We start from the raw sequence: 25,987 nt of genomic DNA, 5'->3' as shown, positions 1-25,987 counted from the left end.
GCACCGCCTCATCTGGTCAGTGCTTGGCCGTTGAGTTGCTCATGGGAATAGTGAGCCCCAAATGAGCATCCAGCCAAATGGCAACATCAGATGCATCCTCCGCAATGGTTCGAATCTGCATGAGAACATCGCGGGGCGGGTTGGCGATCTCAATGAGCATTTTGACCACTTGGAGGCGCTTATCGCGGTCTATGTAGCCCCAAGTAGTACCCCACCCACCAGAAGGTTTGTCGAGATCGTGAGCATGGAGCAGCTTAGCGCACGCGCTCTTTCCAAATGCGAGAGCGTTGAAAAAAGGCCCCGTCACGAGCGGCATACAAGCCTCTTTAAGCATGTATTCAAGAGCAATGCAGGCCTCGCGATCAACCATCGGCCCACGCGTCAAAGTCATACCTTGTTGCACTGAGTTGGTTGCGCAGACTGCACCTGCACGCGGAAGAACTCAATGGTCTTGTCTTCGATGGCCTTAACGATCCACGCGGGTTTGCGGCCACGGCCAGCCAGTGATCCATTCCAGGAAAGGCCACGGTTCGGATCGTAGAAGGTGGTGGGACGCTTGGTCGATGGCGGGAGGGGATTTCGGCTGATGGAGCCCAGACCGACTTGAATGGGTGTCAGGCCGTACTGCTCTACCAGCTGTCGGGCGGTTTGGATGGCCTGGCTCTTGTACTCTTTGAACAACGCGTCACGGCGGGCTTGAAGTTCTGCAATCTGTCGGTCTAGCTCGCGGATTTCTAAATTCATTCCTGAGATTTTATGGAGCCAGCGAGAAATCGTTGAGCAAACCTCAATTTTGCGCGCAACAACCCAGTGGACATGCCCGGTCGGCAGCAGGCACGCAAAACAATCAGAGCTGACTTCTTGAAGTTCTGTAAGCTTGCCTGGCAAGTAAGTCTCCACGCTGCAATATTTCTCTGGGCCAGGCTCCCAGATCTGTTTGCCACTCGTTTGACGTTTGGGTGCCCATGCGGCGTCAGGCAGGCATCCCTTTCGGAAACCAGTTGCGCAAGTCGTCGTAGTCCTGATGAGCCCCCAAGACGGTCACTGACGCGATGTGATGCTCGGTGGTGTTCAGATATGGCACGTTGGAATCACCGTTTTCGATGAGCTGGCACAGGAGATCGTCATCATCCATGTTCAGCAGTAACCTGCATTGAAGCGGTCGGCTGGAATAGATGCTGCAAGAGCCCTCCCGCAAGAACGTGCACGCAGCGCCGTAGGCCTGCAGGGTGGCGGCCCTTATCGTTTCACTCTGCTCTTCAAAGCCCTGCATCGTGAACTGGCCAGCAGCCGTGTTGAGGTGGGCACCAGTCTCTCTGGCAATTACCTGCGCCTCGGCGCGCGAAACCATGACCGATATGTGGCAGCAATGAGAGCAGCCCTTGCGGCACGCCGCAAGATGCGCGGCACCCTCTTGGAGGTAGTCAGCCGCTTTTCTGAGCCACATCACCCGCTTGGCCACCGTCCCTGCCTGCGCCGCTTGGTCCACCAGGCGTGCTTCAGGCCTGCGATCACGGCCGCTGAGGGTCTTCATCTTGGCTTCGACACGCGGCAGGAGCCCCGCGCAGCGCTCCTCGATCCGCCGCAGCACCTCAGGGGTGCGGCGCTGCACCTCAACCGCTGGCGCCTGAATGGTGTCCCTCCTCATGGATAACTCCCTACCCGATTGCTGACTGAAAGTGCCGCCAGAGGCACCGACCACAGGCCGTCGCCATATGACAAAGCGCACCGTCTAAAACAACATCGAACAATCGTCTAAAACAACAATAGACCAGCGTCCAAATTGACATTCAGCCTGATTGGGGGAGTACACCCTTCCTGGATTGTGCTCGCGACGCAAGTGCTTCGAGTCATCTGCCTGAGCCCCTCCGCCCTACATCAACTCAAAGGGCGAGAGAACACCAGCTAGGTGATCAGGTCGGCCGTCCTCCACCACCAGCCACAGCATGGGCCCCTGCTGTACCTGGGCTCTGGAAAGAACCTCCTCAACCTTCATCCCCACCTGTAGCAGCTGGGTGTCATGGATCGAAACCAACTCCATGCCGTTGCCCTTTGCAGTCTCCAAGGACTCGGCCAACCGCGAATTCCTCAGCCCATTTCTCAGGTACTTGGCCAAGCCCAACTCCGAGACCAGATGCCAAGTGCCGTCCATGCGAACAGGAAGGAAAGAAAAGGAGTGCATCAGCATGAGCTGGCGCGCGTGTGCGACTGGCTGCCAAGGCTCCACGGCGATGGCTGTGGACACCATCAAGTTGCCCACGGTCTGCGCTACACCTGACATCAGAGCATCCTCCAAGCCGATACACAACTCAATGGCTTCGCGGGTCGCGTGCCTGGCATAGGCACCCGTGTGCATTGCGTCATTCCGTGCAGTTCGAACAATGGCGTAGAGGGCATCGAAGGGTTTGAATTTGGATGGGAAAGGAGTAGTCAGCTCATTGAGCGTGGGCGACGACCGAGCAAGGTTCTTAATTCCGTCCATGTAGGAGCCTAGCGCCCCCTTTTCGCCCAGCAGGCGCAGCCCCAACGCCTCCAATGCAAAACAGATCGCGCCAAACCCCTCGGCATCGGCCAGGGCGGCATACCGCGCGTCTCTGAGGCGGTTGCGGTAGAAAAGGCGTTCGTTGGGCTCCAGTGCAGGAACAACCGGTGAGAATCGCGACATTCAAAAGCTCTGGTAGGTCTGTAGCGCACGCCGTGTGCGCCAGCACATGCATTGTTCATGATCTGAGCACAGCCTCCCTCTTCATTTCACATGCGTGGCCACTCAAACTTGCCTGAGCTTCATTGCTGAATTGGCTAGGTAACGCTGCAACTTGGGGTACTGGTGGATATAAGCACGGTACCCACCGTAGATCACGACTTCGACTGTGGGCTGCTCTCCATCATGAATTTCCAACGAAAGCACGGGCTCGTGTTTGTTGCCAGCGGATTTCCTGAGCTCACATATCTTGAGGTATTTGGCTATTGCAGCCTCTCGAAATTGCATCTGACGATCATGCAGACCCAAGTCGGCTGGCGGCCTTTCATTGAACAGCTTGGCAAGCTCAACGTACAGGGTGTCGATTTCAAGATGCTGCCTGTCTTCCCATTGAAGGGGGGCAAATAGAGCCTGAGCTGCACCTGACATTGATGGAGCAAGAGCCTGCCCTTGTTGGTCGGAAGGGGCTCTCAGCCACGGGTGCAGCAGGTGGACGCCTCGCTTGATCACATCTTCAACAAACGTTCGGCATTTCTTGTACGTGGTTAGTGCACGGGCGTTTGTCTCGATATAAAACCCATCATCACCTTCTCTAACCCGCAGAAGCTGTTGCGGTGGCCTACCGTCAATGCCAAGGAGATACTCGATAACGTACCTTTCCAACTTTGACTCAGCCAACTTCGTGACAAGTTCATCCTGGGTTTTAAAACGGTCGAATTTGGCAACGCTTTTCGTGATGAACCCAAAGAGCGCGCAGTAGCGTTTGTCCCGCATCGAGGGTAAACGTCGCAGTTCAGTCAGAGCATTAATCCTCGCATCCTCAACCAGCGCTCCAAGTATCTGCTCAGGTCTTTCCAACCAGGGGTGTACTGTGCTCGATTTCCACACCACCTGCCGAAGAAACGATTGGGTGTTGGGGTAGTGGTGAAGGCTGGATTGAATCAGTTTGAGTAACTTTGAATTGCGCAGGTGCGTAAACAACTTTGGAAACCTGGTTGCTCGGTCAAAAAACAATCGTCTAATGTTTTCTCGATACACACCACTTGCTTCGAGAGTCCTGAGCAATTGGTTATCCGTCGATGGCTTCGCAATTGGCTTTGTGGTGAAAATCCAGCGAACTATCTGCAGGTAATTCTCGTCCGCGTCATTGATGGTCCTCAATCGGACTCGCACTGCCTTTGGTGCTGATGCGGTGGAGAGAGCGGTCGGTCGCGCTGGAGATTGAAGAGCTCGCAGAGTGAGCGAATTTTCTATCTCTCTCCGCGTCAAGGGAAGATTCTGCAGATGCGGGTTACCATCAAGGTCAGCAACGATATTCACGGTGCGAACATTGCTGGTGACCATCGCCAGGAACGGGCTACGGTACATGGGATATGTGCCATTAAGAAGCCTCGTCACATCATCCCCGCTGAGACCTGATTTGATCACTAAGTCTGTGATGAGGGAATACATCAGAACATTGATCTTCTCCCCCATGCTGTGGCGCATCTTGGCCAGATGAGAGAAAACAATATCCTTCTTGTGATCGCGGCTCTCAATCACTGCCTCTTCGGAATCCAAGCCGTCTGCCATCGATTCCACTGCTGGCTCCACGACTGGCGCTTGCACGCTTGTCTCTGCCAGGTGCGATAAGCCCAGAGAGGCACCTTCCAGCATTGGCCCTGGGGCTCTTTTGAAACTACGCTGCGCCAGGCGATTGGCCCATCTGATGTGTGCGCGCTCCAATAACTTCAATCGAGGACTCCATAGGGCGTCATGGGCCAGTTGGAGCCCATCGCCCACCTCCACCACAAAACCTGCTTGCTTCATCCCCGCCAACACCATCTCCTGCTTGCCGGTGGTGACGCTCGTGGCGGTCGGCTCATCAAAGGAGAGGGCATCAATGAATGCTGCAACCATGTCATCCAGAGGTTTCAGCGCCGCACTCAGCAACTCCTTGCTGCTCTGCACGAACCTACCGTCTTGGTAGACCAGTCGGTTTACCGCATCGGCTGAGAACAGCGCTCTAGGGTGCGATGCACATGACTCCAGAATTGCGAAGTAAGTCTCGCGGCGGGTCAATGCTGGCGATTTACTGCGCATGGTCTCGTGCAGTTGCTCGAAGGTGAAGCCCTGCACTGCGTTTCGGCCCACATACGCCTCAATCTCCGCATCCAGGTCAAATGAACTGGGCTGCAGTGGCGTGGGAGTGGCTACTGAGGAGGAAGGGGGCGCGCTGATCAGCTGAGTTTTCTTGGAGGGCTCAGTCGAAGGTGTTTGCACGACCGTGAGGGCTGTTTTATCTGCAGCCGAAGTCGCTGGCGCCGAGGCAAGGGAGCCACTGCTGAGTGATTGAGCCCCCCGTGCACTGATAGCCACGGGCTCATGCCCCAGGATCTTCACCAGCTTGGCCCGCACTCGCCGCGCACCTGACTCCAGCTGGGTAGCCTTCAGATCCGCAAAATCAGCAGCTACGTGCGAGATTTGGTTCAGCTCAGCAATCAGCTCCTGAACGCTCAGAAGCGGTGGAGGTGATGTCTGGCCCCAGATGTCGTCAAACCATTGCTGGACTTCGCTTACCTGGCAGGGATCCGTCAGAAGCACGCCAAACTCTGTGCGCCGCAACACACCCGCATCCGTCAGATTCGCAGAGCCGGTGTACGCCCCCACGCGGCTGACAACGGCCTTTGCGTGGATCGCAGGGTAGTGGTGCACCAGGCCATAGTGAGTTTTCAGGAACTCATATACCGCGCCACGTTCTCTGACAGGTGTTGCTGATAGCCACTCCAGCACATCCGAAATCAGCCGCCATGAAGCCGACAGCCCGATCAATCGGTGTAGGTACTCCAGGCCAATGTAGGGGCTGACAATGCTCACGTTCTGGCCCTGCACGACCTGCACGATGGCACGGTCAAAAGGCGATTCCTGATTCGGGTTGTCTGGTGCGTGATAAAGCAGTCGCTGCATTCTTCCCCTCGGTTAGTCTTGTGGCGCTTCTCGCCCGTCAATTCGGCCACGGATTCAGCGCAGTAACCGTGTGGCGCAATTTATGCCTCCCGCACATCCACGCTAAGTCAATGCAGACTGTGTTCAGCCAAGGGGTTGCTCTGGGCCATCCCTCCCGCGCCCAGCTCGTACTGCACCCATTCCTCAATCGCCTCCATGGGCGTGTTGTCCGGTACCTCGACAACTGCTCTGACTTCGATGCGCATAGCTACTCCTCTCGGTTGATGACTTGTTCGGGACTATCGGAGCTCATGACTTCTTGGACTGCCGTTTTCGCAAGGACTGGATCAGCGGCGCGGCCTCAAAATGGCTCAGCAGGCGCTCTTTCTGCGCTGGCAGCAAGGAGGACTCGGCAATCATGTCGGGCCATGCCTTGGCGGCCTTGTTCACCGTGTCCCGAATCACGGAGTTGACCTTGGGCTCCAGCAGCCCTGGCACGGCATTGCACAGCTTGCGAACCTCCAAGGGTGTCACGCGGGCGTGTTTTTCGCTCTGGGGGCTCAGGCGCAACGCATGCCCTGCCCCGCCCTGGTAGGCCGCATACGCAACAACGTCATAGGCCGGGGACAGCTCTGGCGTGCGGCCGTCGCGGTACAGGAGTCCGTAGTTTTTGACATGCCCATCGAAGTTGCCCAGCAGATCGTTCACCGTGATGCGGCGCACCATCTCAAGGGCTGGCTCCACCCCGAGCCCCGGCGTGAGCATCAACAGATTGAGGATGGATCCGTAGCTGGCCAGGGGATGGGTGTATTTCTCCTCCGGGGGAATCCCCAGAATCTGGGCGAAGTCCTCGCAGTGGATGTGCTGGGTTGCCGTGCGGTCAAAGCGGCGAACTGCCAAGAACTGCTTGCCCTCGCCCAGCACGAAAGGCTGATCGGCCTCGATGTTCTCCAGCGGGGCCAGCTCCACATGGCACACATCCACCCCGCACGCCGCTGCCATGCGCATCGACAGCTCCTCTGCCTGGGGCAGTAGCGGGTACTCCACCGTGGGCAGCTTGGCGATGATGTGCACCCCCTTGGCATCCTTCGTCCTGGCCACGTAGCGCCCGCGCTCCTGAACCAGGGAGAGTTTGGGCTGCACCCCGGACAGAGACGTAGCCTCGGGCAGCGGTACCGGCGTCACCGTCATCTCCAGCGCATCATTGCCTTGGGTCACCACCTCGGCCACGCTCTTGCGGTCAAGCGGCGCCTGCTGCACATACACGGCCCCCGGTAAGTCCGTGCCGCACACGCTCAGCTGCCCGAAGTCATCGCCCTTGTCCACCTTGCCAATCAGCTCCAGATGGCGGCGAAGGGGCCCCTCGGGCAGCAGGTTCTTGAAAAACGGGGGCAAGCCCTCCCCCACCCCGTTGAAAAAAGGCTGGCGGTCGTACTCAGCCACAAACGTCGCGCGCTCAATGGGGTCGTCCACCAATGCGTTTTGCGACAGCACAGGCGCGTTGTCATCGGCCCAGAACCTTTTGTCGGGAATGAGGCGAGTGATCGCCCCACTGCCCGTGCCGTACTGGAACAACCGACCAACCAGTCGCTTCTTGGGGCCCAGAAACACATCAAGAGCGCGGTACCGCATTGGAGAGTCTTTCGTGGTTGGTGGCAGCGCTTCAGCTGTCTGAATTGTCGTCTTGGCTCAACTTGCTCGCCGTGCCCAAGAGCCGCTCTACATTGCTCAGCACTGAGCGAGGCTTCTTGGGGGCTCCTGAGATGGACAGCGCAACCTCCTTGGGCACCAGCACCAGCTCAAACCCCAGCTCAGAGGCCAGAGCCATTGCGTTCGTGAGGCGGGGTGCTGTTTGGCCCGACAGGATCTTGCGCACCGACAAATCAGACAGCCCCACCGAATCAGCCAACTCCCTGGCGGTCAGTTTGCGTGCCTTTTGCGCCTCGGTGAGGGCGTCGGCGAACTCTTGGAGTGTCTTCATGGATAACTCAACTATTGTTGTTGTAGAGAAACAATAGTTTTATATCGCAGATGTACGCCCAACACAAACAGTATTTAACTACCGCTGAAACCATCCAACGAAAGTTAAGTTACAAAAAAACCGCCATCGGGCGGTTTCGTTGTTCAGGCGAGCCGTTACCGCTTCTTGCCCTTGTGGTGCTCGATGATGTCTTTGAGCAAAAAGACGATTTGCTCGCGAGCTTCCAGCTCAATGGCGTCACAGGTTTTTGCGATCTCGCCGGGGCTGGTCTTGCGGAGGTACTGCAAAGAACCTAGCTCAATTCGCAAGCCCACCGAAGCCTTGGCCGCAACCACATCTGGATAGGTGTCGGTCAACAATCCTGGGGCGCGCATGTACTTGTACAACGCCAGCTCAGTGTCTTTTGCTGCGCTGTCAAACCGCATACTTTCCTGATCGAATTTGCTGCAAGCGCGCAAACGCCCGATCAGGTCGGATGTATTGGAAATACGCAAATCCAAGTCTTCACGCGTAATGCGTGCGTTGGCAGCCAAAGGCAAGGCCATTACCAAGACCAAAAACAATCCGTGAAACTTCTTCATACCAATGCGATGTTGTCTAAATAATAACGACCCGTTATTTTATGCAACTTTTTGAGGCATTTTCCCGGATAGCATCGCCCTGTAAGCCTCCACCTGAATCCAAGGGTCGATTTCATTGATAAGGGCAATAAACTGCGAGCCCACTACAAGCGGGTGATACTGCATATCGCTTTTTTGCGAGAGTAAACCGGCTCTAGTCCAGAAATACTGCCGATCAAAGCGCTCGGGTGCCTCTCCTGTGCGAACGAGTCGCGAAAGCATGCCCCCGTCGATGATGGTGTCCCCTCCAAGCGTCACCCATGCATGCATCGCCACCGCGTCATCAACACCTCCGGGGCTCCTGACTTCTTTGAGCAGCGTCTCAACCGTACAGGGGAAGACGCGCTCGCCTCGGTGATGAACTGTGCCAATGACGATATCTGCCTTAAATCCATGGCTGACGAGCAGCGCAAAGACAATGGACGCCAGCGCCACGCAACGGTTTCCGAGATAGCCAGGGATTGAGTTGGTAATTTTCGGCCACTCGCACTGTATTAAATAATTAGCTTTATCAAAATCATCATCCCTAACCTTGTCCGTATTAATCATGCATGGCCGCGTGATTCCAAACTCTGGGGCTCGATCAATAGATTCTCGAAGAAGTTGCAAATAGGTTTTGGTGTAGTTCATCGTTATTCAAAATAGCAACGTGGAGGTACAGTAGAGCCCCGCAATATGTTCCAATGACACCCATGCATATTCAAGCCGACACACAACAGGCGATGCATCAGGGGGAATTATTCGGGGTGGATGAGGCGCAAGCCTCTGGCGCCGCGATATCGGAGTCCTTCTGGTCGTCCCTTGGCAAAATCGATTCGATTCTGACAGCCCCCGCACCCGACACCATCGGAGCCATGAGCGGTGATCGCCTGCGCGTTCAGTGGTGGTGTGACCCCACGGGCCAGTGGTTTGCTGCCCAGGTGATGGACAGCGCCAACGCAGGTGTGTGGGAGGTCTTTCTTGTGCCGGGGCGCACCGGGGCTCCCTTCGCCGGAAAACGCCTGTGCATGGGGAGCGCCTCAAGCCTTGAGGTGCTGGAAACCGTATGGCTGGAGGCTTTCGCGGGGGCGACTACGGGGCAATTGAGCGAGGGCCGGTTTCCTGCCTTTGCAGAGCTGGTGGCGGCTGGCAGCAACCCTGCTGGGGTCAGCGTGGTGCGTGACGACACCGCCCAGGTACTTCACCTGCAGGCCGATGTGCGGTACTGGCAGCACCTGGCCAAATCGCTGAGCAAGACCTCCGTGATGAACGAGGCTACCTATGCCCAGCCACCCCGTCAAAACACCCTGCCAGAGCCCCCAGCTCAAGCCCAGAGCACCAAGGAGTGGCAGCTGAGCGATATCGGGGAGTGGGCAGCCGCCAACGCGGATCGCATCGTCATCATGCCGCGCGCTATCGCAGCCACCAAGCGCAGCACCTTCGAGCAGCCCGCCCTCCTCTTCGAGTGCCTGGAGCTGCTGGCCAACGAATACACCCAGGTCAAGACCGGCAAGGCCGACAGGTTTGCTTTCAAGAACAAGGCTGAGGCGCTGGGCCTGGACTTTGGGGGTTCCGTGGAGCCGAGCGTGGCCGGGGAAATGGGTGATCTCTACTTCGTGCGCTGGCATGGCCGCAGGCAGTTTCTGGATCAGCACCTGTGCAAGGGCAACGCGCGAGACCCGCGCTTTTGCATGCGGATCTACTTTTTCTACGACGAGGACACCCAAAAAGTGATCGTCGGGCACATGCCCTCTCACCTTCCCACCAGCACAAGCTGAGGAGCGCCGATGTCATCCAAGCTCACCAAAGACCAAAAGCGCGAGAAGAAGAAGCGCGAAGAACGCAAGCGCCAGCTCCGAAAGGAGCATGAGAGCAACCGCTACACAAAGAAGATGGGCGGGTTGTTCGCCGCCCTCATGGACTCGATGGGGGGATTTGCCACCCAAGACCAACTCGATGAAGCCATCTTGCGCTTGGGCACAACCAAGTCCGCAAACACAGTAAAGGCCGAGAGCATCGTGCAGGGCCCCATTTGGGCCAAGCTCAAGCGCGACACATCGCAAATGGTGCGACTGCTGCAGGAAGAGAAGGAAGCTCAGCGAGCCGTAGTACCAGCCTTGCAGGGCCGGGTGTACATCAACGATGACACCGGATCGAGCTTCAGCTCGATATTCTTCCCCCTGTTCGCCCTCTTCTCATCCGGCTGGCACCCCAACACGGCCGTGTGGGAGACAAGCAAGGAATTCAAGCCAGCGCCTACCCATGGGGCCTACTTCTTTGGGATCGAGGTCAGGGAGCTGGCCGCACATTTTGCGGTCGTATCCATGGCCGACGAAGAAAGCACACCTGAGGTGTATTTCGTGTCTGCCAAAGGATGGCATCGACTCGACCTGGAGATTTGGAACAACGATCTGCTTCCCATGGTCGGCAGGATGATGTCTGCTGACAGACTGAATGACGAGATCAACCCGATGGAAAGTGCCATTGCCTACCTGATTGCCCAATCAGGAGATGTGGAGGAAGAGGCTCTGATAGGCGGCGAACTGAAGCCGCTGAACGAAACGGCGCGCTTCACGGTTCACAGCATCGGTACCGCTCCGCTGCTGGAATGCGAGATGGTGCTCAATGCCGCCAATGAGGCGCGCATCAGGGCTGTCGAGGAGGCAGCCACCACCGCATGGAATGAAGGATTTGAAGCACGCCAGCAGGAGGTTGAAGAGGCGCTGGGCCGCTGCCGTGCTCTTGAACTGGAAAACCGGCAGCTGAGATCTGCCCGAGTGCAGGCTCAGTCTGCGCCTAAAGATGGCCCGCAGCGCCCAGTAGTGCCATTGGAGCAGCGGATGGGCGCTCTTCTCGGGGTCTGATTGTTACCACTGCGAAGCAGTGCTCTTGAACCGAGGGAGCGATCAAGCTGCCGACTAGCGCGTTCCAACCACTGCTCAAACAGCAGTGCTCTCAAACTGAAGTTTGAAATGCCAGAAGGGCAGTGCAGTTCCAACCACTACTCAAACAGCAGTGCTCTCAAACTGAAGTTTGAAATGCCAGAAGGGCAGTGCAGTTCCAACCACTACTCAAACAGCAGTGCTCTCAAACCAGACAGGAATGTGAGGGCAAGCAGGATAGGTTCCAACCACTACTCAAACAGCAGTGCTCTCAAACTTCTTGGTAGTGATTTGATATTTGCAGCTGGTTCCAACCACTACTCAAACAGCAGTGCTCTCAAACCCAATCAATGTAACTCATTATCACCGCTAAGAAAAACCGGTACCTGATGCTGCATAAACGTACTAGCTCAACGCGTTTAGGCGTGTAAATGTTCCATTCTTCTGATGACAAGCCAGCACGTTATTGGCACCTCATGCAGTAGAGCTTGCCTCCGTATCGATGCCTGTTGCTCAAACAGAACCTTGCCACGTTGTTGGTGATGGGTTGCTGGCAGTTATGACAAGCCATCTGAGGGCGAGTGTGGGGCTCGTTGGAACGGTCAGGCTGTGGAGTATGTTGCTCAGTTCGGGCTGCAACTCCTGCGTGCTCCGCAACCAACCGAATCGGCTGAACGGAAGGGCTGGGCACTACTTCAGGCAGGCCGAATTTCGCGTGGCAGTTGTATTTGACAGGGCGGTGCATCTGGGTCAACTGCATTCCCAGGTTGCGCAGCGTCTCAGCACTGACGACCTTGGCGACCAGCAACGCTGATGCGTTCTCAACATCGGCATCGATGGTCTTGCGCAGCATGTCGTTCTTTATGATGACTTCGAGCCCCGCTATCTTGGTCTTTGGGCGACTGATACGTGCGCCCTTGGACACAAGCACCAGGCTCTTGAGGGCAGGCCGGAGGGTGACTCTTGGCATGTGGACGGGTCATGCCCTTGAACGCGGTGAACACAGGAGCCCCAAACGGGATAGTTCTCACAGCCTCCAGGCCCGCCCTCTGGGCAACGTGCTCTGTGGCCCTGGCAAGCGCCTGAAACCGATCCTGAAGGGGTAACTCACCGATCAACCGTGCTGGCCGCTCGTATTCGGTTCCTTGGCCATTGAGAGCAAGGTAACGGGGCCTGGGCAGCAGTGCAGTATCCATGCTCATCCCAAGCAAGCCTCGAATGCCTCGCCCAAGGCCTCGTTGTACGCACGCTCAAAGCTCATCCGGGTGCCATAGGCCGTGGTCAGCAACGACTGCAGCTGCTCCATGAAAGCCTGCGTCACCTCTGGCTTGTCGCCACCCTGGTACCAGGCACGCACGGGGGCCACCAATTGCTCCAGCTGCTTGGCTGCCGCGTCGGCTTGAGCATCTAGCACCACCGTCTGGATGTCCTGCTCCCAGTAGCCGTTGACTTCACGCCCACCGACTACCTCCTGCTCGGTCGCAAAGTCACGCAGCGCATCAATCGCAGAGTCAAACTGACTCACAGCCTGCTCCAGGCAGTCCATGTCATCGTCCAGCTCTCGACCGGGGTCTCCCACCGGCAGGCGGGTCATGTTCAGCCATGCGGCGCCCTCGACAACGCAGGCCTGGGCGGCAGTGAAAGGATGGACTTCAGCCAGCATGAGAGCTCCCATAACCATAGTCCCCAGCGATCAGGCGCGCGGCATAGCGCTTCGCAGCCTCTTGGTGGCGTTGCCGCGCACGCGCATCAAGCACCGGATCCAAAAACAGGCAGTCGCGCGAGAGGGCGCGCTGCTGGGTCGAAAGAAGGTAGGCAAGTTCGCTCATGGCCCTTATTTTGGGTAGCCATTGGCTACTTGTCAAGCGCCTTTTCCAAAGCCTTCATCAGTCCGTTGTCGTGGATGAACTCCAGCAGCAGTGCGCTGCGGGCGATGTACCGGGGCACGGGGCGCGCATTCGTGGCATAGCGCTTGTAGCTCACGAAATCGCAGGCCAAGTGCTGAGCCATCACCGCTTGGGTCCAGCCCAGCTTCTGTCGGATGGCTTCAATTTCTTCTGCGGTCACGTATGGGTTCCTGCTCTAAAGATGCGAAAAAATCAGCATCGTAGACGCCAGTGGCGCGAAAGGACTGTCATCAGGCAGAACCTCACCTGTAATGGGGTCGATTCCAGTGGCCAGTGCTTCGATGATCCTTTTTGCCTCTACTGCTTGCACGCTTTCACTCCAGGTCTAAGGTTATGGGATGAGTCGGTGTTTGCTGAGGTCATTGATTGCTTTTCCGGTAGCTTTGCGGCCCTCTTCCAGCGCCCTTGCCACGTTTATCGCCACATCAATGATGTCGTGCTCGATTTCAGCCACCGCCCAGGCCTTGCCCGAGCCATATGTTGAGCCCCCTGAAAGGGGTTCCAGCTAAGCTCGAATCAAAGAGCACCTCGGGAATCGCTCTCTCACCGCGCTAGTACGAGTCATTGCCGAAACCGCCGCTGCTGAAAGAGTCGTTGCCGTAGCTGTGCCCCCCAAAAGAGCCGTCACTGAAGGAGTCGCTTGTTACGCCATAGGGATTGCCATGGATATCGACGCTTCCCATCATTGGAGAGCCGTCGATATTGACGCTGGGGCTGCTGCTGAAATGGTCATTGAACAAGCTGGTTGAGGTAACACCGAAGGCATTGCCGTTGAGGTCTACCCCGCCCAACATAGGCGTTCCATCGATGTTGACTGAGGGGGAGAAATGGCTCCCTCCATCGTAATCATCAAAATGAACGCTCGCAGCCGCAAGACCAGCCGCAGCAGCCGCCCCGGCTCCAACTGCAGCCCCTCTCGCCGTGGAAACACGACTTTGACCGGCACGAACGCCATTTGAGCTCTTGGTGCCAAATGACTTTGCCTGTGTGCCTGTACCGCTTGAGAGCGCATGCGCTATCGCGCCCAGAATGCCAATCGTGAGCAGATAGGCGCCCACAACCGATAGCATGATGCTGTCGCGCACAAGGAACGTCACCGCCTCATCTGGCAAGGACAAAGCGCGGTACCAGACATAGCTCCCGAGCCCCATAGCAAATACAGCACGTTTGGGGCCAAACACAAATGCCAGAAGCCCAATTGCTACGCCGACTGCGATGAGTAGCAGCGCAGCCCAGACCAGGTAAAAGCCTAGATACCTGCCACCAATCACGGGGTACTTGTTTATATCGATCTGCACAATTGCGGCAAATCCAACTGCGCCAACAATCAATAAAAGCGGCCAAAAGCGTGAGAAGCGGCGAAGGACATCAAAATTCATCGCAGCCATCCAGTATTCGGAACTTTGACATTGAGGTTGCCCCTGAATTTCGGAGCGCTTAGCCCGGGTTTCATGCGGCGTTCTTGCGCTGAGCCGCCAGCCAGCGTTGCTCGTATTGCATGGGGCTGAGATAGCCCAGCGCCGAATGCAGACGAGAGTGATTGTAGAAGGCCATCCAGTTCAGAATGGCTGTCCTGGCCTGCTCTCGGGTGGCAAACCTTTGCCCCAGCACGCAAGCCACCTTCAGATGGCCCCAGAAGCTCTCCGTGGGCGCGTTGTCCCAGCAGTTGCCCTTGCGGCTCATGGATGAACTGATACCCCAGGCCTTCATCGTGGTCTGGAACTCATGGCTGCAGTACTGGCTGCCGCGGTCGCTGTGGAAGATCAGCCCCTTGGCTGGCCTGCGGCGCCAGCAGGCCATCAGCAGCGCGTCTTTGACCAGGCTGGTCTGCATGTGCGGCTGCATGCTCCAGCCCACCACCTGGCGGCTGTGCAGGTCAAGCACCGCAGCCAGGTACAGCCACCCCTCATCGGTGGGGATGTAAGTGATGTCGCCGCTCCACAGCAGATTGGGCGCCTCGGGGTTGAAGCGCCGCTGCACGAGATCCGGAGCCACCGGCAGGTGGTGCTTGCTGTCGGTGGTAACGACGAACTTCTTCTTGGTGCGCGCCTTGATCCCGTGGCGCTGCATCAGCACGCGCACACGCTCTTTGCCCACGCGGATGCCCCTGGCCAACAGCTCCTTGTGCATGCGGGGCCAACCGTACTCGCCTTTGATCTCCGCGTGAATGGCACGTATGTGCGCCAGCAAGGCTTCGTCGCTCTGAAACCGGCTGGGGCAATGATCAGGTTCACCCTGACCTCGCTTCCAGTTGAAGTACCCGCTGGTGCTGATCTCCAGCACCTCGCACATCAGGCTCACAGGCCATGCCTTGCCGCTCATTTGCCGGACCCAAGCGTACTTTGCAGCACATCCTGCGCAAAGTACGCTGCGGCTTTTTTTGCGATGTCGCGCTCCATCTTCAGGCGAGCCACCTCGGCCCTCAAACGCGCAAGCTCCATCTGTTCGGCTGTGACCACCGGGGCCTTCTGGCTCGGCACAACACCGCCCAATTGCCCCTTGGCATCCAGGCGAACCCAGTTGGACACATTTGATGACGGGATGCCCAGCACCTTGGCCACCACCGCCCCAGACTGCCCGGCCTTGACCTGCCTGACAGCCTCCAGTTTGTACTCCAGGGTGTACTTGCCACGTACCTGCTTGTCGACCATTTCTTCGCTCCTTTCCAGCATTGTGGTCATGAGCTAAGAACTCCACTTTTCGGGGGCAACCTCACCCTCAGGTTGTCCAGAATCAGGAATATCTTCTTGCCCTGCGACTCCTTGATCAAGGCCTGCATGAACTCGATCAGCCTGTCTGAATTGAACGCCTCGTCAATGATCATCCAGCGCGTTTTGCCCTGGTTGGTGACGGTGGCAATCATGGAGAGCTTTTGCCGCGTTCCGCCGACTGCGCGCGTCACTGGTGTTTGGCCCGCAGGTGCGTAACTTCTGCCACGCACATCCGTGTTGACCAGCGCTGTTTCGTCACCCCAATGAATTTCTGCGCCTTCACGCTTGGCTCTGGCCTCAATGGTGGGGTATTCATCTTCGAGCCAGGCCTGGACGGCCTCGGGCCGCTGCTCGTAGGCTTTCTTGATCGGCTTTTGCGGTGTAAAACCCCAGCGTGCCAGATAGTCGCCCACCGCCCGCACAGACAGCTTGATCCCCAGGTCGCGTTCAATGAGTTCGCGCACTGCGGGCCGACTCCAAAGCGCGAACTCCATCTTGATCTGCTCTGGGCGTTTGTCGATGATGGTCATTCGAATCACGCGCTCTTGCTCAGTGCTCAGGCTGCGTCCACTACCTGGTTTCTTTCCCCTGGCGTGGGGCTTGAGTGCGGCCGCACCGCCTTGCTCGAACAGGCGCAGTGCAGTGTTAACCCCAGACCAACTGAGCCCGGTTTGCTCAACGATCTGCATCACGCCAACACCTTTTCGATGCAAGCGGATGACCTGCTTGCGCCGTTCATGCAGCACTTCCCCCGACTGCTTGCGTGCATCTTCTTTTTCCATGAACGTTCGACTCAGCAATCTACAAAAGTTCATGAATAAATCATGCCGAGTTTATAGATCTGCACCAACAAAGCATCGTAGGCATAGGCTGCAAGCTCAGCGGCAGGCATCATGCCCACGAACGAGAACTGCACGGGCCCACCCCGGACATGGGACATCAGCAGGCGGCAGCCTAAGGCCTTGGCAGCGGCCGATGCCAGCATGCGCTGCCATTCAGACAACCGCACGAGCCCCGTATCCCGCTGCTCACTGTTCACAGCGTCGGCATCGAGATCAGCTTCGCTGAGCCGGTAGGTGCGCATGAGGGCCTGGGCTTGGCGCATGGCCATCTCTGCCTCATTCGGGTTGGAAGACTCACCAAGAGCCAGACACCGCTTGATCTTGCGGATGACGCGCTCACGCTCAGAACCATCCAACCCTTGCCCGCCCTCCTCAACCGCAACACTTTTTGCCATTGGCTCTCCATGAAAACATGGGGTGCATTCTAGTATCCAATGGCTACCTGCGCAAGCAAAGATGGCTTGGGTCAGTCCGTCAACTTGACAGTGACATCGGGGGGGATGCGCCCACCTTCAAACCCTAACCCCAAGCAGATCATTCGGACAAGCAGCTCTTCGATCTGCTTGATGGTTCTTTGGGTTTTCAAATACCCATGGACAAACATCGAAGCCGTCCAAACGACTGATGCCGCAAGCGAGAATGCGGCCATAGTGTTGGACATCAATGCGGTGTTGAAAGAGCAAAAACTGACAACCGTCGCAATGAGCCCAAAGAAAAAGCCGATGGCTGCGAAAGCGGATTCGTCTTTGTACGGGATGTTGATACGAACAGCCCTGCATGTCAGTCGCACCAGGATCTTTGCGGTGGCGTTATATGCCGCGAATGGCTGACCCTTTTCAGCTCCCTTTTTCTGCATGTAGAGCACAGTCACCTCGTGACCAGGCCTGACAGGAAGAATCCCATCAAAGGCGAGTTTTCTCTCCTGACCCGATGAATCCTTGATCCACACCGAGGTCGTCTGATTCACATTCACATTCCTGTAGCTTACTCCAGCAAGGGCTGAATACCCTTGGGAGTAAACACGCTCCGATTTGCTGCTGGAGTCCAGAACGACACCTGAGATGCTAAAAAACTCGTACCATTTTTCGGGGGTCATCGAGCGCGATCCTCTCTTTGTTGGATTGGTTTGTTGAAAATCACACCTCAGTCCCTAGAACAGGCTGAGGCCTTGGGTATCAATGTTTTTCATGCTGGAAGTGGTCTCCAAGCGATAACCACCTGGCACCACCAGAAAAGTTCTCACACCACCATGACCACCCAGCCTCTCCGCTGTCGGGGCCATCGCTGTTCAGTTGCACATACGCATCCTCACCGCCCACCACGTTGATCTGCAAACCACGGTGCATGAAGCCCGCGTAGTCTGAGGCGATCACACCTTCGCGCCCGTCTTGGTGTTTCACCTTGATGCCCTTCCAGGTGCTCATGTGATCCTTCCTTTCATGGATGGCAGCTCAGCGGTCGTCCTGTTGGGCGGGCTACGTTTTGCCGCATTGCCGCCGCCAGCAGAGTAATGCTTGAACACATCCATAACGTCGCGCGACTGCGCTCTGGCCACAAAGGCTTCAAAGCTATTGCGCCCGAAGTGGGAATGGCGAAACTCCCGGCACCGCGCGATGAATCGCAGGCAGTTCCGGCGCTCTGCTTTGGTGGGCAGGGTCTCACCGTCCAGAAGGGATTCGGCGTACTTCTGGGCATCCCACAACGCCACGTTCAGCAGCTGTGCATCGGCCACGGCAGATCTGAGCCTTGTGTGCCTCTTTGAAAGCGCCATAGTCCCTTCAAGCTGGGCACGGGCCTCCTCCTCAGAGTCGCCACAACCCCTGTTGGCTTGCACAAGGCTGTATTGCTGCAACTTGGCCAGCTCGCATACGGTGCTGAAAAACGCCTCGCCATTCACGCGCAGTGGGTACATGCTCGATCCTCTGTGTTTGCTACCGGTGATAGGTCGTGCGCAGCAATCCAGATTCGAGCTTCGCCGCCAAGGACTGCTCCACGAGTGATTGGCACACCTGGTCGATGCTGGAGCCCCACAGGCCCAGATCCACGAGGTGCTGCAGGTGCATGTGTGCCTGCTCAGACAGCTCAAACTTGATTCGGTGGTCTGGATCCAGAGGGTTCTGAGCAAACTCCTCCTCCGTGGTGAAGATCTCCAAGGCTGCAGCGGCCGGGTGCTCCTTGAGTTCGAAAGCCTTGCGCAAATAGGGCTCGTCGCTCGTAAGCAGCTCTTCAACCCAGGCAGCGCGCAAATCCCGGCGCATCAGGGCATTTCGAACCGTGTCAATGAACGCCAGGAAGTCGGCTTCAGGATTGGTGAGCTGCTCGGCAACTGCGGCGGTCTTGGCCATCGATGTTCTCTACCTCTGCAAATTTGGGGGTTCTCAGCTCGGGAATGGCTGCTCTAAGCGCTGCCTGCGCTGTGCTTCCTCGCTCACCTTGCGCCTGACGATTTCTTCCACCTCGGCCCAAAGCTCCTCGCGCGTTCGCTTACCGATGACGCGACTGATCTTGCGTTGCTTCCTTTCGCCGTTGATCGTCTCCATCCAGTAGCCCACTACACGGTAATGATTTCGGCGGGGGTCGTAGGTCTCAGCTACAGGGAGCACTTGACCGCGATCTCTGCGCTTCTTTGTTGGCCGAATCGGCTCATAGAGCCCCACTCCTGCAGCCTTGAATGCCTCATCCCGGAAATACTGCGCTTCGATGAGTGCGGCCTCTGCCCCGCCGTAGTTGTGGTGAGAAAAGTAGGTCTGCTTTCCTCCGCAAAATCTGGGCAGTTGAACCCGCCACCCCGCCCAGCAGGCTCTCCACTCGATGCACTTCATGCTCGGGTCGGGCAAGGTTCGCCCAGCTGCGGCAATGCGCTGCCTCAGCCCTTGGAGAATCTGCTGATCCAAGGGCGCCGTGGCACCAACAATCAAATCCGAATTTCCGCTCATTGATCAGGGTGGCGATTGGGCCTCTGTTTAGGCTGGACAGGTCTGGTTTTTCTTGTCGGTATTGAGCGAGCACCAACGCGTAAGCCAAGTTCTTTTGCCCGTGCGCGGGCGAGTTTTTCTGAGTCGCAGCAGTCGATCCAGAATGACTGGTCAGCGGCAACAGCGATAGCGATGGGCGGAACGTCTGGGCCACACTCAGTTTGACGGCCAATCACAACCTCGACACCACCCTCCAGATAGCTTGCCATTTGGGCTTTGCACTCCGGGAACACGGCATCAACGTGTGCTTTCTGAACGGGGGTCAACATCTCAAACGCTCAACTACTTATTGAGTGACCACACGACGAACCGCCCTCTGCGCTCCCAAGTAATGGCGCCCTTCTTGCGAAGCGCCTGCAGGCGGCGATCAACCACCCGAAACTCTTCATTGGGCATGCTCATCAGCAGCTTGGCATCAGCATCGAGTGCCTTGGTCAAGGCTGCACCTCGTACACCCCATCCAAAAGCCCGCCATCCCTGAAGAAATGCCCGTGCTCCTTCAGGTACTTGTGCAGGTTGGGCGAGAACGAGGGCGACTTTTGAGGCGCAATGTCTGCCAAGGTGATGGCCCGGTGCCCAATTTGTCGAATTTCCATTGCTTCCTCTCAGTTGCTCACTACGGTGGTGACTGCAGGCTCACGTTGAACCCATCTGCTAACTGCGATGGCACATCGAGCCATTGCGGGGAGAGGCCTCAAGTGTGATCGCGAGACCAGCTCGAAACCCATGTGAAACACCACGCAGATCGTGACGTTTCCACGGTCTAGGTCGTGCACCGTGCGCTGTAGCGCTGGATTCGGCGCAATCCGGGGGCCATGAACTGCTTGCGTTCAGACTTGGCCAAGGCTGCAAACCGCGCAGCATCAGCTTTGGGTGCGATGTACTGGGCAGGCCCCACCGTGAACTCGCGGCCGTCCATTGCCCGCACGCGAAGCGATGTGCCGTACTGGCGGCTGTGAAACTCCTCCCGTACCTCGCACTCCTGTCCGTTGTACTTTCCGAATACCAGATGCATCGGAAGATTTTTGACGGTGACCTTCATGCCTATTTCCCACCTCATCGTTGAACGCGTGAACAGGCCCATGCCATGCTCCTGAGGCTCATTATAAGTAGCCATTGGCTACCAATGCAAGCAATTTTGAAGTGTATGGGGACAGGCGCCGCCTATCTGTGACCTTTCATCCGAGGCGCCCCAGCGCCACCCCACGGTCTGCATGACCCTCTTGCAGCTGGTCAGGCGGCCATGGAGGCGCCCGCAAGGCGTCCAAATAGGCCAGGGTTACCTCCAACCCATCCACGCGCTGCACGAGCTACTGAGGCACGCCGCGTAGGCCTTCGTTGAAGCCTGTCATCCATCAAAGCATCCAGCGAACGGTACACGCGCACCAGCAGCAGGGCCAACCATCAAACTCGCTCACCGTTGGCATGCAGCACCATCAAAGTCGCTCACCTTTAGGGGCTGCGAGTATCAAACTCGCTCACCTTTAGGGCGTTTCACTATCAAAGTCGCTCACCTTTAGCTGTTTTGACCATCAAACTCGCTCACCGCAGAAGTTACCCACAATCAAACTCACTCACCTTTTGGGTCTTTGAGTATCAAAGTCGCTCACCTTTACGGTTATCCACAATCAAACTCGCTCACCGTTCGCAAAAAACACCATCAAAGTCGCTCACCTTTGAAGTTTTCCACAATCAAACTCGCTCACCGAAAATCGCCTAAGTGCTTGATTTAAAAGCGTTTTCCAGACCGGTAAACTGTTGTTGTTTTAAACTGTAGTAAACAAACACACCGCGCCAAAGGGCAGCACGCGCCCGCAGCACAGCCCCAAAGGGTGTGTTTTTTGAAAAAAAGAACCTCCAGAACCACCAAAAAAGCCGATTCCTGGGTCTCACGCATAGGTCTAAAGGTGAGCGACTTTGATAGACCTATTGGGAAGTCATCGAAAGGTGAGCGACTTTGATGGTGAAAGAGCCAAATAGCCCCTAAAGGTGAGCGAGTTTGATAGTGAAAGACGCTCTGAGCTGTAAAGGTGAGCGACTTTGATGGTGGATCTGAGTCTCTGAGATTGCTAAAGGTGAGCGACTTTGATAGTCCCATCCCTTCCAGCCCCCCTGAAAGGTGAGCGAGTTTGGTGGTCAAAGACGCTTTTGAGGCTCAAAGGTGAGCGAGTTTGATAGTGACAACGCTGGAGCCCCGAAAAACTAACGGTGAGTAGTTTCCTAAAAGTTCGCACTAAAAGCCCTTTTGGTGCATAGAATGCCTCATGGGAAATGAATCAAACGATCTGATCAAGCGGGACATCTACAAGGCGCACCAGGCCATTGCCGTCGCGCCGAGCCCCGGCTCTCGCATCAACTTGCTGACCAGACGTTTTTTCAACGTCCTGCTGCAGCACGCGCAAAGGCAAGGCAACGTAGAGACGTTCAGGGCTCCCCTGTCGGCCATCCTCAACGATGCCAACTACTCATCACAGAACTTCGAGGTGGCAAAGGCCGTACTGCGAGGGCTGGCCAAAACCACCGTGGAGTGGTCTGTGGTCAACGATGAGTCCGAGAAAACCAATGTGGGGCGGCGCTGGGGGATCTCCTCCCTCCTGGCGCAAGCCGAGCTGATTGATGACGGCTCCTCCATCCACTTCGAGTGGTCTTACGCCCCGGCCATCCGCAACAGCATGCTGGATCCCAGCCGCTACGTGCAGCTGGATATGGCAGTGTTTGCTTCCCTGCGCACCGGCACTGCGGCCAGCCTCTACGAGATCTGCACCCGCTACCTGACAAACTTCGGGGGGCTCACGAACAAGGAGACCTGGGAATGGTGGCGCCCCCGCCTGACGGGCGTTCCTGACGATGGCACGCCCACCGAAGGGGGCTACAAGTTCTTCAAGCGCGACAGGCTCATGCCCGCGATCAACGAGATCAACGAGCTGAGCAACATCACGGTGGAGCTTCATGAGTTCCGCACGGGCAGGCGCATCACCCACATCCAGTTCTCCTCCAAGGAAAAGAGCCAGGCGAGCCTGGGGCTGGAGAGCATCGAAAACGATGGGGTGGTCGAGAAGCTGTGCGAAATTGGCTTCACCGAACCGGCAGCGGCCAAGCTCTATGCAGCCAATGAAAGCGATGTTCTGGCCGCAACACTGGCCTACGTCGAGATGCGCATGAGAAAAGGTGGCGTGGAGTCCCCCGTGGCCCTCTTCCGCGATGCCCTTCGCAAAGGCTACGGAGTTGACGAAGGCGCCAAGGCTCTGGCCAAGGCCAAGACTGCGGGCAAGAAGGCCTCCAGCAAGACCGCCAGCACGCCATCAAGCCGAGAACAGGCCGTGGATCCTGCCGAGGCCTCCAAACGCGCACGCGAGTACCTTGATGCCCTGCCTGCGGATGACCTCAAGGATGTCATTCGCCAGTTCTCAGGCACCCTGGCTGAGGGATCGGTAGTGCTGGGCTATTTCCAGCGCTCCGGCATGAAGTCCAAGGTCGTCAAAACCGCTCTTGAGCAGTTCGTGGCGTCCACCATCCTGAGCAAGGCCTGAACCTGCCGCTGCGGCGCTCGGGCCGCTGGCTGGGGCCCAGATGAACCATGGCACGAAGAGAGGGCTCATGGAGTGTGAAGTAGTTGCGGTTTTCAACACACGCGTGGGAATTCCGTCGCTGACATCGGGGCGAGCATGTGTCATGCATGGGGCCCACAGCAAGGCACAGAGCCCCACACATTTAACCTCCCCCGCTATGTCCTACAACAACGACCCCTCCGGCCGCATGGTTAACGGCACTTATCACAGCAATGAACAATTGAGGACGTCCGGCGTAAGTTCCACGGACAGCAACGCCGTTGCTGCCATAAAACTGGAACAGGCCAGAATGAGCCAGCAAGAGCATGACAACAGAAAGCGCCAGCAAGAGTACGTTCCTTTGGGACACGTTGAAGACATGCGCTCCCAGTACCAGAAAGCACTCAGTAAGGCCAAGATACAGAACGCAATGCGCTTGGTGCTCATCCTCATGGCGCCTGCAGTGCTTTTCTTCGCTCTGAACACCACCATTGGCGAGAATATCCGGGACAACTCTCTCTATGGGGTCAAGGACAAATACAGCTTCTCTCCCATGGAGGTGGGTTTGTATGGGTCAGGCGTATCCGTCTCCCCTGCCTTAAAGCAGCGTGGCGCCGATGATTTCCAGCGCAGGTTTGGCAGCCTGTTCAAGCCAGGCACACCCTACGTTCGAATGTTTGATGACTGCGAGAAGAAGTTCGATTGCATGAATGCAACATTGCCAGCCGTGCTGAACCTCAAGCGCTATGCATTGAAACCCGACTCACTTCTCGATGATGTCTGCAGCGTCGCGCTGAAAAACATGCTGGACGGAGCCCTCTCGGGCTACAACGGTCCTTTGGATGTGAAGTTCGTACCCCAAAAGGGTTTCTCCAACAATCTCTGCGTGACAGCCAACTCAGAACAGATCAATGCCATCGCAGGCCCACTGAACGCTCGCTACAAGCTGGCCATTGGCGGGATGGTGTTCTTGCCAAGCGTGCTGCTGATGGCGCTTCTATTCTTATTCGTGCCCAAGACGGCGATGCCAATCGACAACGGGCTGTGACCCACGAAACCGGCTCAAGCTGGCTTTTTAACCATTTTGGGCCTCAGGGACTGGCAGTACCAGGTGCGGGCTATGCTCAGCCACTGAATCGGGCTTCAGAGAAATCACCACCGGCCCCTCCCTGAAATCCCCGCTCATCGTTCCATGCAGCTGGGCTCGCTCAGCCGGGGTGAGGTTGCGCCATTTGGCGATCCAGTCGTAATGTCCAAACAGGAGCCCCGTGGGGTCAGTGGCTGAGGATTGCCCCACGGAGATGCCGTTGGCATGACACCAACGTTCAGCGGCTCTCAGGGCTTGAAACGTGCCCTTTTCGTTGAAGACTACCCGCATACGAACCCTCCCAGGCGTGATCTGGCTGTTTGGCACTCAGGCCCCGTGAAGAATATCCCAGGCCTGTGCGTATTTCGCCTGCAGGCGCATGCGCTGCCGCTCGGGCAAAAGCTCTAGGCGCTCGGGGTCGCTGTTGTCGTCCAGGTCAGCCATTTTCACGGTCAATACTCTGTCCAGGCCAATGAGCCCCCTCAAGTAGTCCTCGTAGCTCTGCTCATCGCGCTTGGTGAGCGCCTGCACCAGAACCACTGCTTCGGAGGGCACGCCCAGGGCCAGGAGTTCATCGGCGGTGGTCTTCTCGTCCTCAATCGAGTCATGCAAGAGGGCTGCAATCTGCTGGAACCTGTCGCCACCGTCCATCTGCACCCGCAGCAACACCCGTGCCCTTGGCAATCTCACTGAAGGCGGTGAGCAGAAACTCCTCGCGTTGCGCGGGCGTCAGACACGCGAATACATCGGGGCGCACAACGCTCCAGCTCCTTGGCTGCGCCCAGTGCGGGTTGGAGAATTCGACGTTCTCCCAGGTGTGCAGCCCTTTGGCGCGCAGGTAGGCGGCGAGTCTCTGGCCTAGCTCATGGTGGGGACGCTGCGCGGCGATCAGCTTCTGCCGCGCCTCGTTCAGGTGCGCGAGCCCCATTTTCGTGAGCGTGAGCACAGCTGCCGCGTTGTAGCCGCTGTCCATAGTCTCCAAGAAGCCGTGTACCTGCAAGTCGAAGTCCACGCCCTCCAGCTGTGCCACATGCACGGGGCGGCCGTAGCTCCAGAGCTTGCGCAGGCGCTTGGTATGTGCAGGGCCCAGCCGTGGCAGTGTCTGGCAGGAGATGGCTTCGCCCTGCGGTAACACCTGCTCCATGTGATGGTCTCCCATGTCGGCATCAGCTCATGTCAAGCTCATCGCCAACGCAAGGATGGCTGAGACGACTGCCAGCAGATAAGCGCATGCAGCGATGGCCAGCGCAGTCAGAACATGGAAGCACCAGCGCATGCGGGGGGTTGGGGCCACCCGACTAGCGCGAGGGGCTCCATCCATTTGGGTTGGCCGCTTGCGGCCTGGAGGCAAAGCCGCACCAATTGGCTGGAGGGGTAAGCGCCGCCAGCCAGCGGCTGGCTTCAGTCGCCCGGTCTGTCCTGCTGCTGGATGTACTGCTTGATGATTTCTAGCGGAGCACCGCCGCACGAGAGCACGCAATAGCTACGTGACCAGAGCGTCGGCTTGGAATACACCCCGGCCAGCTCCTGAGCAAACATCGAGCGCAAGCGCCTGCTGGTGCCTGTCTTGAGCGCATTCACAAACTCGGCCAGCGCCGCAGTGGGTGGCAGCTCAATGAGCAGATGCACATGGTCAGGCTCACCATTGGCTTCGATGAGCCTGCCGCCCCAGGCCGCGCAGCGCTCCTTGGCCTGCACTTCAAACTCTGCCAGCATGGGGGCAGTCAGGCACTTGCGACGGAACTTTGTCACAAGAACCAAATGATAGTTAAGTGCGTAAACGCAATGATGCAGCTTGCTTATTTGCATGATTTGTCTATAGTAACTAA

General features: G+C 57.2%; 32 protein-coding genes, 1 pseudogene and 1 CRISPR repeat array. Of the genes and pseudogenes, 4 read left to right on the top strand and 29 right to left on the bottom strand.

Features of this window, described 5'->3' with window-relative positions:
- Nucleotides 1-16: 16 nt before the first annotated feature.
- The 10 genes from PQV96_RS21730 to PQV96_RS21685 form a co-directional block, all read right to left on the bottom strand.
- A complete protein-coding gene (locus tag PQV96_RS21730) occupies nucleotides 17-391 on the bottom strand; it encodes a hypothetical protein (RefSeq protein ID WP_273625322.1) in 375 nt (124 codons plus the stop codon).
- Nucleotides 388-900, bottom strand: a complete 513-nt coding sequence (locus tag PQV96_RS21725) for an H-NS histone family protein (RefSeq protein ID WP_273625321.1) — start codon at nucleotides 898-900, stop codon at nucleotides 388-390. The genes PQV96_RS21730 and PQV96_RS21725 overlap by 4 nt, the downstream gene beginning before the upstream one ends.
- Before the next feature lie 73 nt (nucleotides 901-973).
- Complete coding sequence (locus PQV96_RS21720; RefSeq protein ID WP_273625320.1) at nucleotides 974-1,648, bottom strand: YkgJ family cysteine cluster protein; 675 nt, start codon at nucleotides 1,646-1,648, stop codon at nucleotides 974-976.
- A 225-nt stretch (nucleotides 1,649-1,873) separates the two neighbouring features.
- Nucleotides 1,874-2,665, bottom strand: a complete 792-nt coding sequence (locus PQV96_RS21715; protein WP_067513382.1) for a CBS domain-containing protein — start codon at nucleotides 2,663-2,665, stop codon at nucleotides 1,874-1,876.
- 102 nt (nucleotides 2,666-2,767) lie between these two features.
- Nucleotides 2,768-5,647, bottom strand: coding sequence for a phospholipase D-like domain-containing protein (locus tag PQV96_RS21710; RefSeq protein ID WP_273625319.1), 2,880 nt, complete (start codon nucleotides 5,645-5,647; stop codon nucleotides 2,768-2,770).
- Between the two features lie 107 nt (nucleotides 5,648-5,754).
- Complete coding sequence (locus PQV96_RS21705; RefSeq protein ID WP_273625318.1) at nucleotides 5,755-5,892, bottom strand: hypothetical protein; 138 nt, start codon at nucleotides 5,890-5,892, stop codon at nucleotides 5,755-5,757.
- 43 nt (nucleotides 5,893-5,935) lie between these two features.
- Nucleotides 5,936-7,258, bottom strand: a complete 1,323-nt coding sequence (locus PQV96_RS21700) for a type II toxin-antitoxin system HipA family toxin (RefSeq protein WP_273625317.1) — start codon at nucleotides 7,256-7,258, stop codon at nucleotides 5,936-5,938.
- Nucleotides 7,259-7,289: 31 nt separating this feature from the next.
- Complete coding sequence (locus PQV96_RS21695; protein WP_273625316.1) at nucleotides 7,290-7,607, bottom strand: helix-turn-helix domain-containing protein; 318 nt, start codon at nucleotides 7,605-7,607, stop codon at nucleotides 7,290-7,292.
- 155 nt (nucleotides 7,608-7,762) lie between these two features.
- Entirely contained in the window at nucleotides 7,763-8,188 is a 426-nt protein-coding gene (locus PQV96_RS21690) for a hypothetical protein (RefSeq protein ID WP_273625315.1), read from the bottom strand.
- 39 nt (nucleotides 8,189-8,227) lie between these two features.
- Complete coding sequence (locus tag PQV96_RS21685) at nucleotides 8,228-8,857, bottom strand: hypothetical protein (RefSeq protein ID WP_273625314.1); 630 nt, start codon at nucleotides 8,855-8,857, stop codon at nucleotides 8,228-8,230.
- Nucleotides 8,858-9,081: 224 nt separating this feature from the next.
- Here PQV96_RS21685 and PQV96_RS21680 point away from each other — a divergent pair, with 224 nt between their 5' ends.
- The gene (locus tag PQV96_RS21680) at nucleotides 9,082-9,984 is read left to right on the top strand and encodes a hypothetical protein (protein ID WP_273625313.1); all 903 of its coding nucleotides are present in this window, start codon (nucleotides 9,082-9,084) and stop codon (nucleotides 9,982-9,984) included.
- Nucleotides 9,985-9,993: 9 nt separating this feature from the next.
- The gene (locus PQV96_RS21675; RefSeq protein ID WP_273625312.1) at nucleotides 9,994-11,070 is read left to right on the top strand and encodes a hypothetical protein; all 1,077 of its coding nucleotides are present in this window, start codon (nucleotides 9,994-9,996) and stop codon (nucleotides 11,068-11,070) included.
- Nucleotides 11,071-11,131: 61 nt separating this feature from the next.
- Nucleotides 11,132-11,431: direct repeats of the CRISPR family, unit length 36 nt; unit sequence GTTCCAACCACTACTCAAACAGCAGTGCTCTCAAAC.
- Between the two features lie 120 nt (nucleotides 11,432-11,551).
- Here the strand turns inward: PQV96_RS21675 and PQV96_RS21670 are convergent.
- From PQV96_RS21670 to PQV96_RS21595, 16 genes and pseudogenes are all read right to left on the bottom strand, one after another.
- Nucleotides 11,552-11,941 carry a hypothetical protein gene (locus PQV96_RS21670; RefSeq protein WP_273625311.1) on the bottom strand — a complete coding sequence of 130 codons (390 nt, stop codon included), beginning with the start codon at nucleotides 11,939-11,941 and terminating at the stop codon, nucleotides 11,552-11,554.
- A 345-nt stretch (nucleotides 11,942-12,286) separates the two neighbouring features.
- Nucleotides 12,287-12,751 carry a hypothetical protein gene (locus tag PQV96_RS21665; protein WP_273625310.1) on the bottom strand — a complete coding sequence of 155 codons (465 nt, stop codon included), beginning with the start codon at nucleotides 12,749-12,751 and terminating at the stop codon, nucleotides 12,287-12,289.
- A complete protein-coding gene (locus PQV96_RS21660) occupies nucleotides 12,741-12,917 on the bottom strand; it encodes a hypothetical protein (RefSeq protein ID WP_273625309.1) in 177 nt (58 codons plus the stop codon). The genes PQV96_RS21665 and PQV96_RS21660 overlap by 11 nt, the downstream gene beginning before the upstream one ends.
- 25 nt (nucleotides 12,918-12,942) lie before the next feature.
- Entirely contained in the window at nucleotides 12,943-13,155 is a 213-nt protein-coding gene (locus PQV96_RS21655; protein ID WP_273625308.1) for a helix-turn-helix domain-containing protein, read from the bottom strand.
- 391 nt (nucleotides 13,156-13,546) lie between these two features.
- Nucleotides 13,547-14,374, bottom strand: coding sequence for a hypothetical protein (locus tag PQV96_RS21650; protein ID WP_273625307.1), 828 nt, complete (start codon nucleotides 14,372-14,374; stop codon nucleotides 13,547-13,549).
- A 70-nt stretch (nucleotides 14,375-14,444) separates the two neighbouring features.
- Nucleotides 14,445-15,646, bottom strand: a protein-coding gene (locus PQV96_RS21645; RefSeq protein WP_142082499.1) for an IS3 family transposase whose coding sequence is annotated in 2 segments (ribosomal slippage) — nucleotides 14,445-15,379 and nucleotides 15,379-15,646 — 1,203 coding nt in all. Because the reading frame shifts where the segments join, the coding sequence is not laid out codon by codon here.
- A 62-nt stretch (nucleotides 15,647-15,708) separates the two neighbouring features.
- A pseudogene (locus tag PQV96_RS21640) lies at nucleotides 15,709-16,488 on the bottom strand (IS630-like element ISStma10 family transposase); the annotation flags it as partial.
- A 29-nt stretch (nucleotides 16,489-16,517) separates the two neighbouring features.
- A complete protein-coding gene (locus PQV96_RS21635) occupies nucleotides 16,518-16,943 on the bottom strand; it encodes a DUF2786 domain-containing protein (RefSeq protein ID WP_273625306.1) in 426 nt (141 codons plus the stop codon).
- A 71-nt stretch (nucleotides 16,944-17,014) separates the two neighbouring features.
- Nucleotides 17,015-17,644, bottom strand: coding sequence for a hypothetical protein (locus tag PQV96_RS21630; protein WP_273625305.1), 630 nt, complete (start codon nucleotides 17,642-17,644; stop codon nucleotides 17,015-17,017).
- A gap of 79 nt (nucleotides 17,645-17,723) precedes the next feature.
- The gene (locus PQV96_RS21625; protein WP_273625304.1) at nucleotides 17,724-17,972 is read right to left on the bottom strand and encodes a hypothetical protein; all 249 of its coding nucleotides are present in this window, start codon (nucleotides 17,970-17,972) and stop codon (nucleotides 17,724-17,726) included.
- On the bottom strand, nucleotides 17,969-18,460 hold the full coding sequence (locus PQV96_RS21620; protein ID WP_273625303.1) for a hypothetical protein: 492 nt from the start codon (nucleotides 18,458-18,460) through the stop codon (nucleotides 17,969-17,971). Before PQV96_RS21620 ends, PQV96_RS21625 begins: the two co-directional genes overlap by 4 nt.
- Nucleotides 18,461-18,479: 19 nt before the next feature.
- Nucleotides 18,480-18,893 (bottom strand): hypothetical protein, encoded by a 414-nt coding sequence (locus PQV96_RS21615; RefSeq protein ID WP_273625302.1) that lies wholly within the window; start codon nucleotides 18,891-18,893, stop codon nucleotides 18,480-18,482.
- A gap of 33 nt (nucleotides 18,894-18,926) precedes the next feature.
- Nucleotides 18,927-19,484, bottom strand: coding sequence for a hypothetical protein (locus PQV96_RS21610; protein ID WP_273625301.1), 558 nt, complete (start codon nucleotides 19,482-19,484; stop codon nucleotides 18,927-18,929).
- Between the two features lie 321 nt (nucleotides 19,485-19,805).
- A complete protein-coding gene (locus tag PQV96_RS21605) occupies nucleotides 19,806-19,961 on the bottom strand; it encodes a hypothetical protein (RefSeq protein WP_156451293.1) in 156 nt (51 codons plus the stop codon).
- Nucleotides 19,958-20,119 carry a hypothetical protein gene (locus PQV96_RS21600; RefSeq protein WP_156451295.1) on the bottom strand — a complete coding sequence of 54 codons (162 nt, stop codon included), beginning with the start codon at nucleotides 20,117-20,119 and terminating at the stop codon, nucleotides 19,958-19,960. Before PQV96_RS21600 ends, PQV96_RS21605 begins: the two co-directional genes overlap by 4 nt.
- A gap of 167 nt (nucleotides 20,120-20,286) precedes the next feature.
- Nucleotides 20,287-20,607, bottom strand: coding sequence for a hypothetical protein (locus PQV96_RS21595; protein WP_156451296.1), 321 nt, complete (start codon nucleotides 20,605-20,607; stop codon nucleotides 20,287-20,289).
- 1,180 nt (nucleotides 20,608-21,787) lie between these two features.
- On the opposite strand from PQV96_RS21595, the gene PQV96_RS21590 reads away from it, so the two are divergent.
- Together PQV96_RS21590 and PQV96_RS21585 are read left to right on the top strand one after the other, a co-directional pair.
- Entirely contained in the window at nucleotides 21,788-23,053 is a 1,266-nt protein-coding gene (locus tag PQV96_RS21590) for a replication initiation protein (protein ID WP_066692374.1), read from the top strand.
- A 196-nt stretch (nucleotides 23,054-23,249) separates the two neighbouring features.
- Nucleotides 23,250-24,119, top strand: a complete 870-nt coding sequence (locus PQV96_RS21585) for a hypothetical protein (protein WP_066692387.1) — start codon at nucleotides 23,250-23,252, stop codon at nucleotides 24,117-24,119.
- 366 nt (nucleotides 24,120-24,485) lie between these two features.
- Here the strand turns inward: PQV96_RS21585 and PQV96_RS21575 are convergent, their stop codons facing one another.
- From PQV96_RS21575 to tnpA, 3 genes are all read right to left on the bottom strand, one after another.
- The gene (locus PQV96_RS21575) at nucleotides 24,486-24,770 is read right to left on the bottom strand and encodes a hypothetical protein (protein WP_273625399.1); all 285 of its coding nucleotides are present in this window, start codon (nucleotides 24,768-24,770) and stop codon (nucleotides 24,486-24,488) included.
- Entirely contained in the window at nucleotides 24,763-25,317 is a 555-nt protein-coding gene (locus tag PQV96_RS21570) for a hypothetical protein (RefSeq protein WP_273625398.1), read from the bottom strand. The genes PQV96_RS21575 and PQV96_RS21570 overlap by 8 nt, the downstream gene beginning before the upstream one ends.
- 242 nt (nucleotides 25,318-25,559) lie before the next feature.
- Entirely contained in the window at nucleotides 25,560-25,967 is a 408-nt protein-coding gene (tnpA, locus tag PQV96_RS21565; protein ID WP_273625397.1) for an IS200/IS605 family transposase, read from the bottom strand.
- Nucleotides 25,968-25,987 lie beyond the last annotated feature (20 nt).

The organism is Acidovorax temperans (assembly GCF_028596105.1).
In the GTDB taxonomy this organism is placed as follows: domain Bacteria; phylum Pseudomonadota; class Gammaproteobacteria; order Burkholderiales; family Burkholderiaceae_C; genus Acidovorax; species Acidovorax temperans.
The sequence above is the reverse complement of the archived record's forward strand: the minus strand, read 5'-3'. Positions and strand labels throughout refer to the sequence as shown.

Bases quoted from the DNA above. Each gene is read 5' to 3' on its own strand.
- PQV96_RS21705 (WP_273625318.1), bottom strand. From the start codon at position 5,892: ATGCGCATCGAAGTCAGAGCAGTTGTCGAGGTACCGGACAACACGCCC.
- PQV96_RS21730 (WP_273625322.1), bottom strand. From the start codon at position 391: ATGACTTTGACGCGTGGGCCGATGGTTGATCGCGAGGCCTGCATTGCT.
- PQV96_RS21570 (WP_273625398.1), bottom strand. From the start codon at position 25,317: ATGGGAGACCATCACATGGAGCAGGTGTTACCGCAGGGCGAAGCCATC.
- PQV96_RS21590 (WP_066692374.1), top strand. From the start codon at position 21,788: ATGGGAAATGAATCAAACGATCTGATCAAGCGGGACATCTACAAGGCG.
- PQV96_RS21660 (WP_273625309.1), bottom strand. From the start codon at position 12,917: ATGAGCGAACTTGCCTACCTTCTTTCGACCCAGCAGCGCGCCCTCTCG.
- PQV96_RS21620 (WP_273625303.1), bottom strand. From the start codon at position 18,460: ATGTACCCACTGCGCGTGAATGGCGAGGCGTTTTTCAGCACCGTATGC.
- PQV96_RS21630 (WP_273625305.1), bottom strand. From the start codon at position 17,644: ATGACCCCCGAAAAATGGTACGAGTTTTTTAGCATCTCAGGTGTCGTT.
- PQV96_RS21625 (WP_273625304.1), bottom strand. From the start codon at position 17,972: ATGAGCACCTGGAAGGGCATCAAGGTGAAACACCAAGACGGGCGCGAA.
- PQV96_RS21600 (WP_156451295.1), bottom strand. From the start codon at position 20,119: ATGGAAATTCGACAAATTGGGCACCGGGCCATCACCTTGGCAGACATT.
- PQV96_RS21670 (WP_273625311.1), bottom strand. From the start codon at position 11,941: ATGCTGCGCAAGACCATCGATGCCGATGTTGAGAACGCATCAGCGTTG.
- PQV96_RS21585 (WP_066692387.1), top strand. From the start codon at position 23,250: ATGTCCTACAACAACGACCCCTCCGGCCGCATGGTTAACGGCACTTAT.
- PQV96_RS21720 (WP_273625320.1), bottom strand. From the start codon at position 1,648: ATGAGGAGGGACACCATTCAGGCGCCAGCGGTTGAGGTGCAGCGCCGC.
- PQV96_RS21665 (WP_273625310.1), bottom strand. From the start codon at position 12,751: ATGCTGGCTGAAGTCCATCCTTTCACTGCCGCCCAGGCCTGCGTTGTC.
- PQV96_RS21595 (WP_156451296.1), bottom strand. From the start codon at position 20,607: ATGGGCCTGTTCACGCGTTCAACGATGAGGTGGGAAATAGGCATGAAG.
- tnpA (WP_273625397.1), bottom strand. From the start codon at position 25,967: ATGCAAATAAGCAAGCTGCATCATTGCGTTTACGCACTTAACTATCAT.
- PQV96_RS21635 (WP_273625306.1), bottom strand. From the start codon at position 16,943: ATGGCAAAAAGTGTTGCGGTTGAGGAGGGCGGGCAAGGGTTGGATGGT.
- PQV96_RS21710 (WP_273625319.1), bottom strand. From the start codon at position 5,647: ATGCAGCGACTGCTTTATCACGCACCAGACAACCCGAATCAGGAATCG.
- PQV96_RS21610 (WP_273625301.1), bottom strand. From the start codon at position 19,484: ATGAGCGGAAATTCGGATTTGATTGTTGGTGCCACGGCGCCCTTGGAT.
- PQV96_RS21685 (WP_273625314.1), bottom strand. From the start codon at position 8,857: ATGAACTACACCAAAACCTATTTGCAACTTCTTCGAGAATCTATTGAT.
- PQV96_RS21700 (WP_273625317.1), bottom strand. From the start codon at position 7,258: ATGCGGTACCGCGCTCTTGATGTGTTTCTGGGCCCCAAGAAGCGACTG.
- PQV96_RS21615 (WP_273625302.1), bottom strand. From the start codon at position 18,893: ATGGCCAAGACCGCCGCAGTTGCCGAGCAGCTCACCAATCCTGAAGCC.
- PQV96_RS21690 (WP_273625315.1), bottom strand. From the start codon at position 8,188: ATGAAGAAGTTTCACGGATTGTTTTTGGTCTTGGTAATGGCCTTGCCT.
- PQV96_RS21715 (WP_067513382.1), bottom strand. From the start codon at position 2,665: ATGTCGCGATTCTCACCGGTTGTTCCTGCACTGGAGCCCAACGAACGC.
- PQV96_RS21675 (WP_273625312.1), top strand. From the start codon at position 9,994: ATGTCATCCAAGCTCACCAAAGACCAAAAGCGCGAGAAGAAGAAGCGC.
- PQV96_RS21680 (WP_273625313.1), top strand. From the start codon at position 9,082: ATGAGCGGTGATCGCCTGCGCGTTCAGTGGTGGTGTGACCCCACGGGC.
- PQV96_RS21695 (WP_273625316.1), bottom strand. From the start codon at position 7,607: ATGAAGACACTCCAAGAGTTCGCCGACGCCCTCACCGAGGCGCAAAAG.
- PQV96_RS21650 (WP_273625307.1), bottom strand. From the start codon at position 14,374: ATGAATTTTGATGTCCTTCGCCGCTTCTCACGCTTTTGGCCGCTTTTA.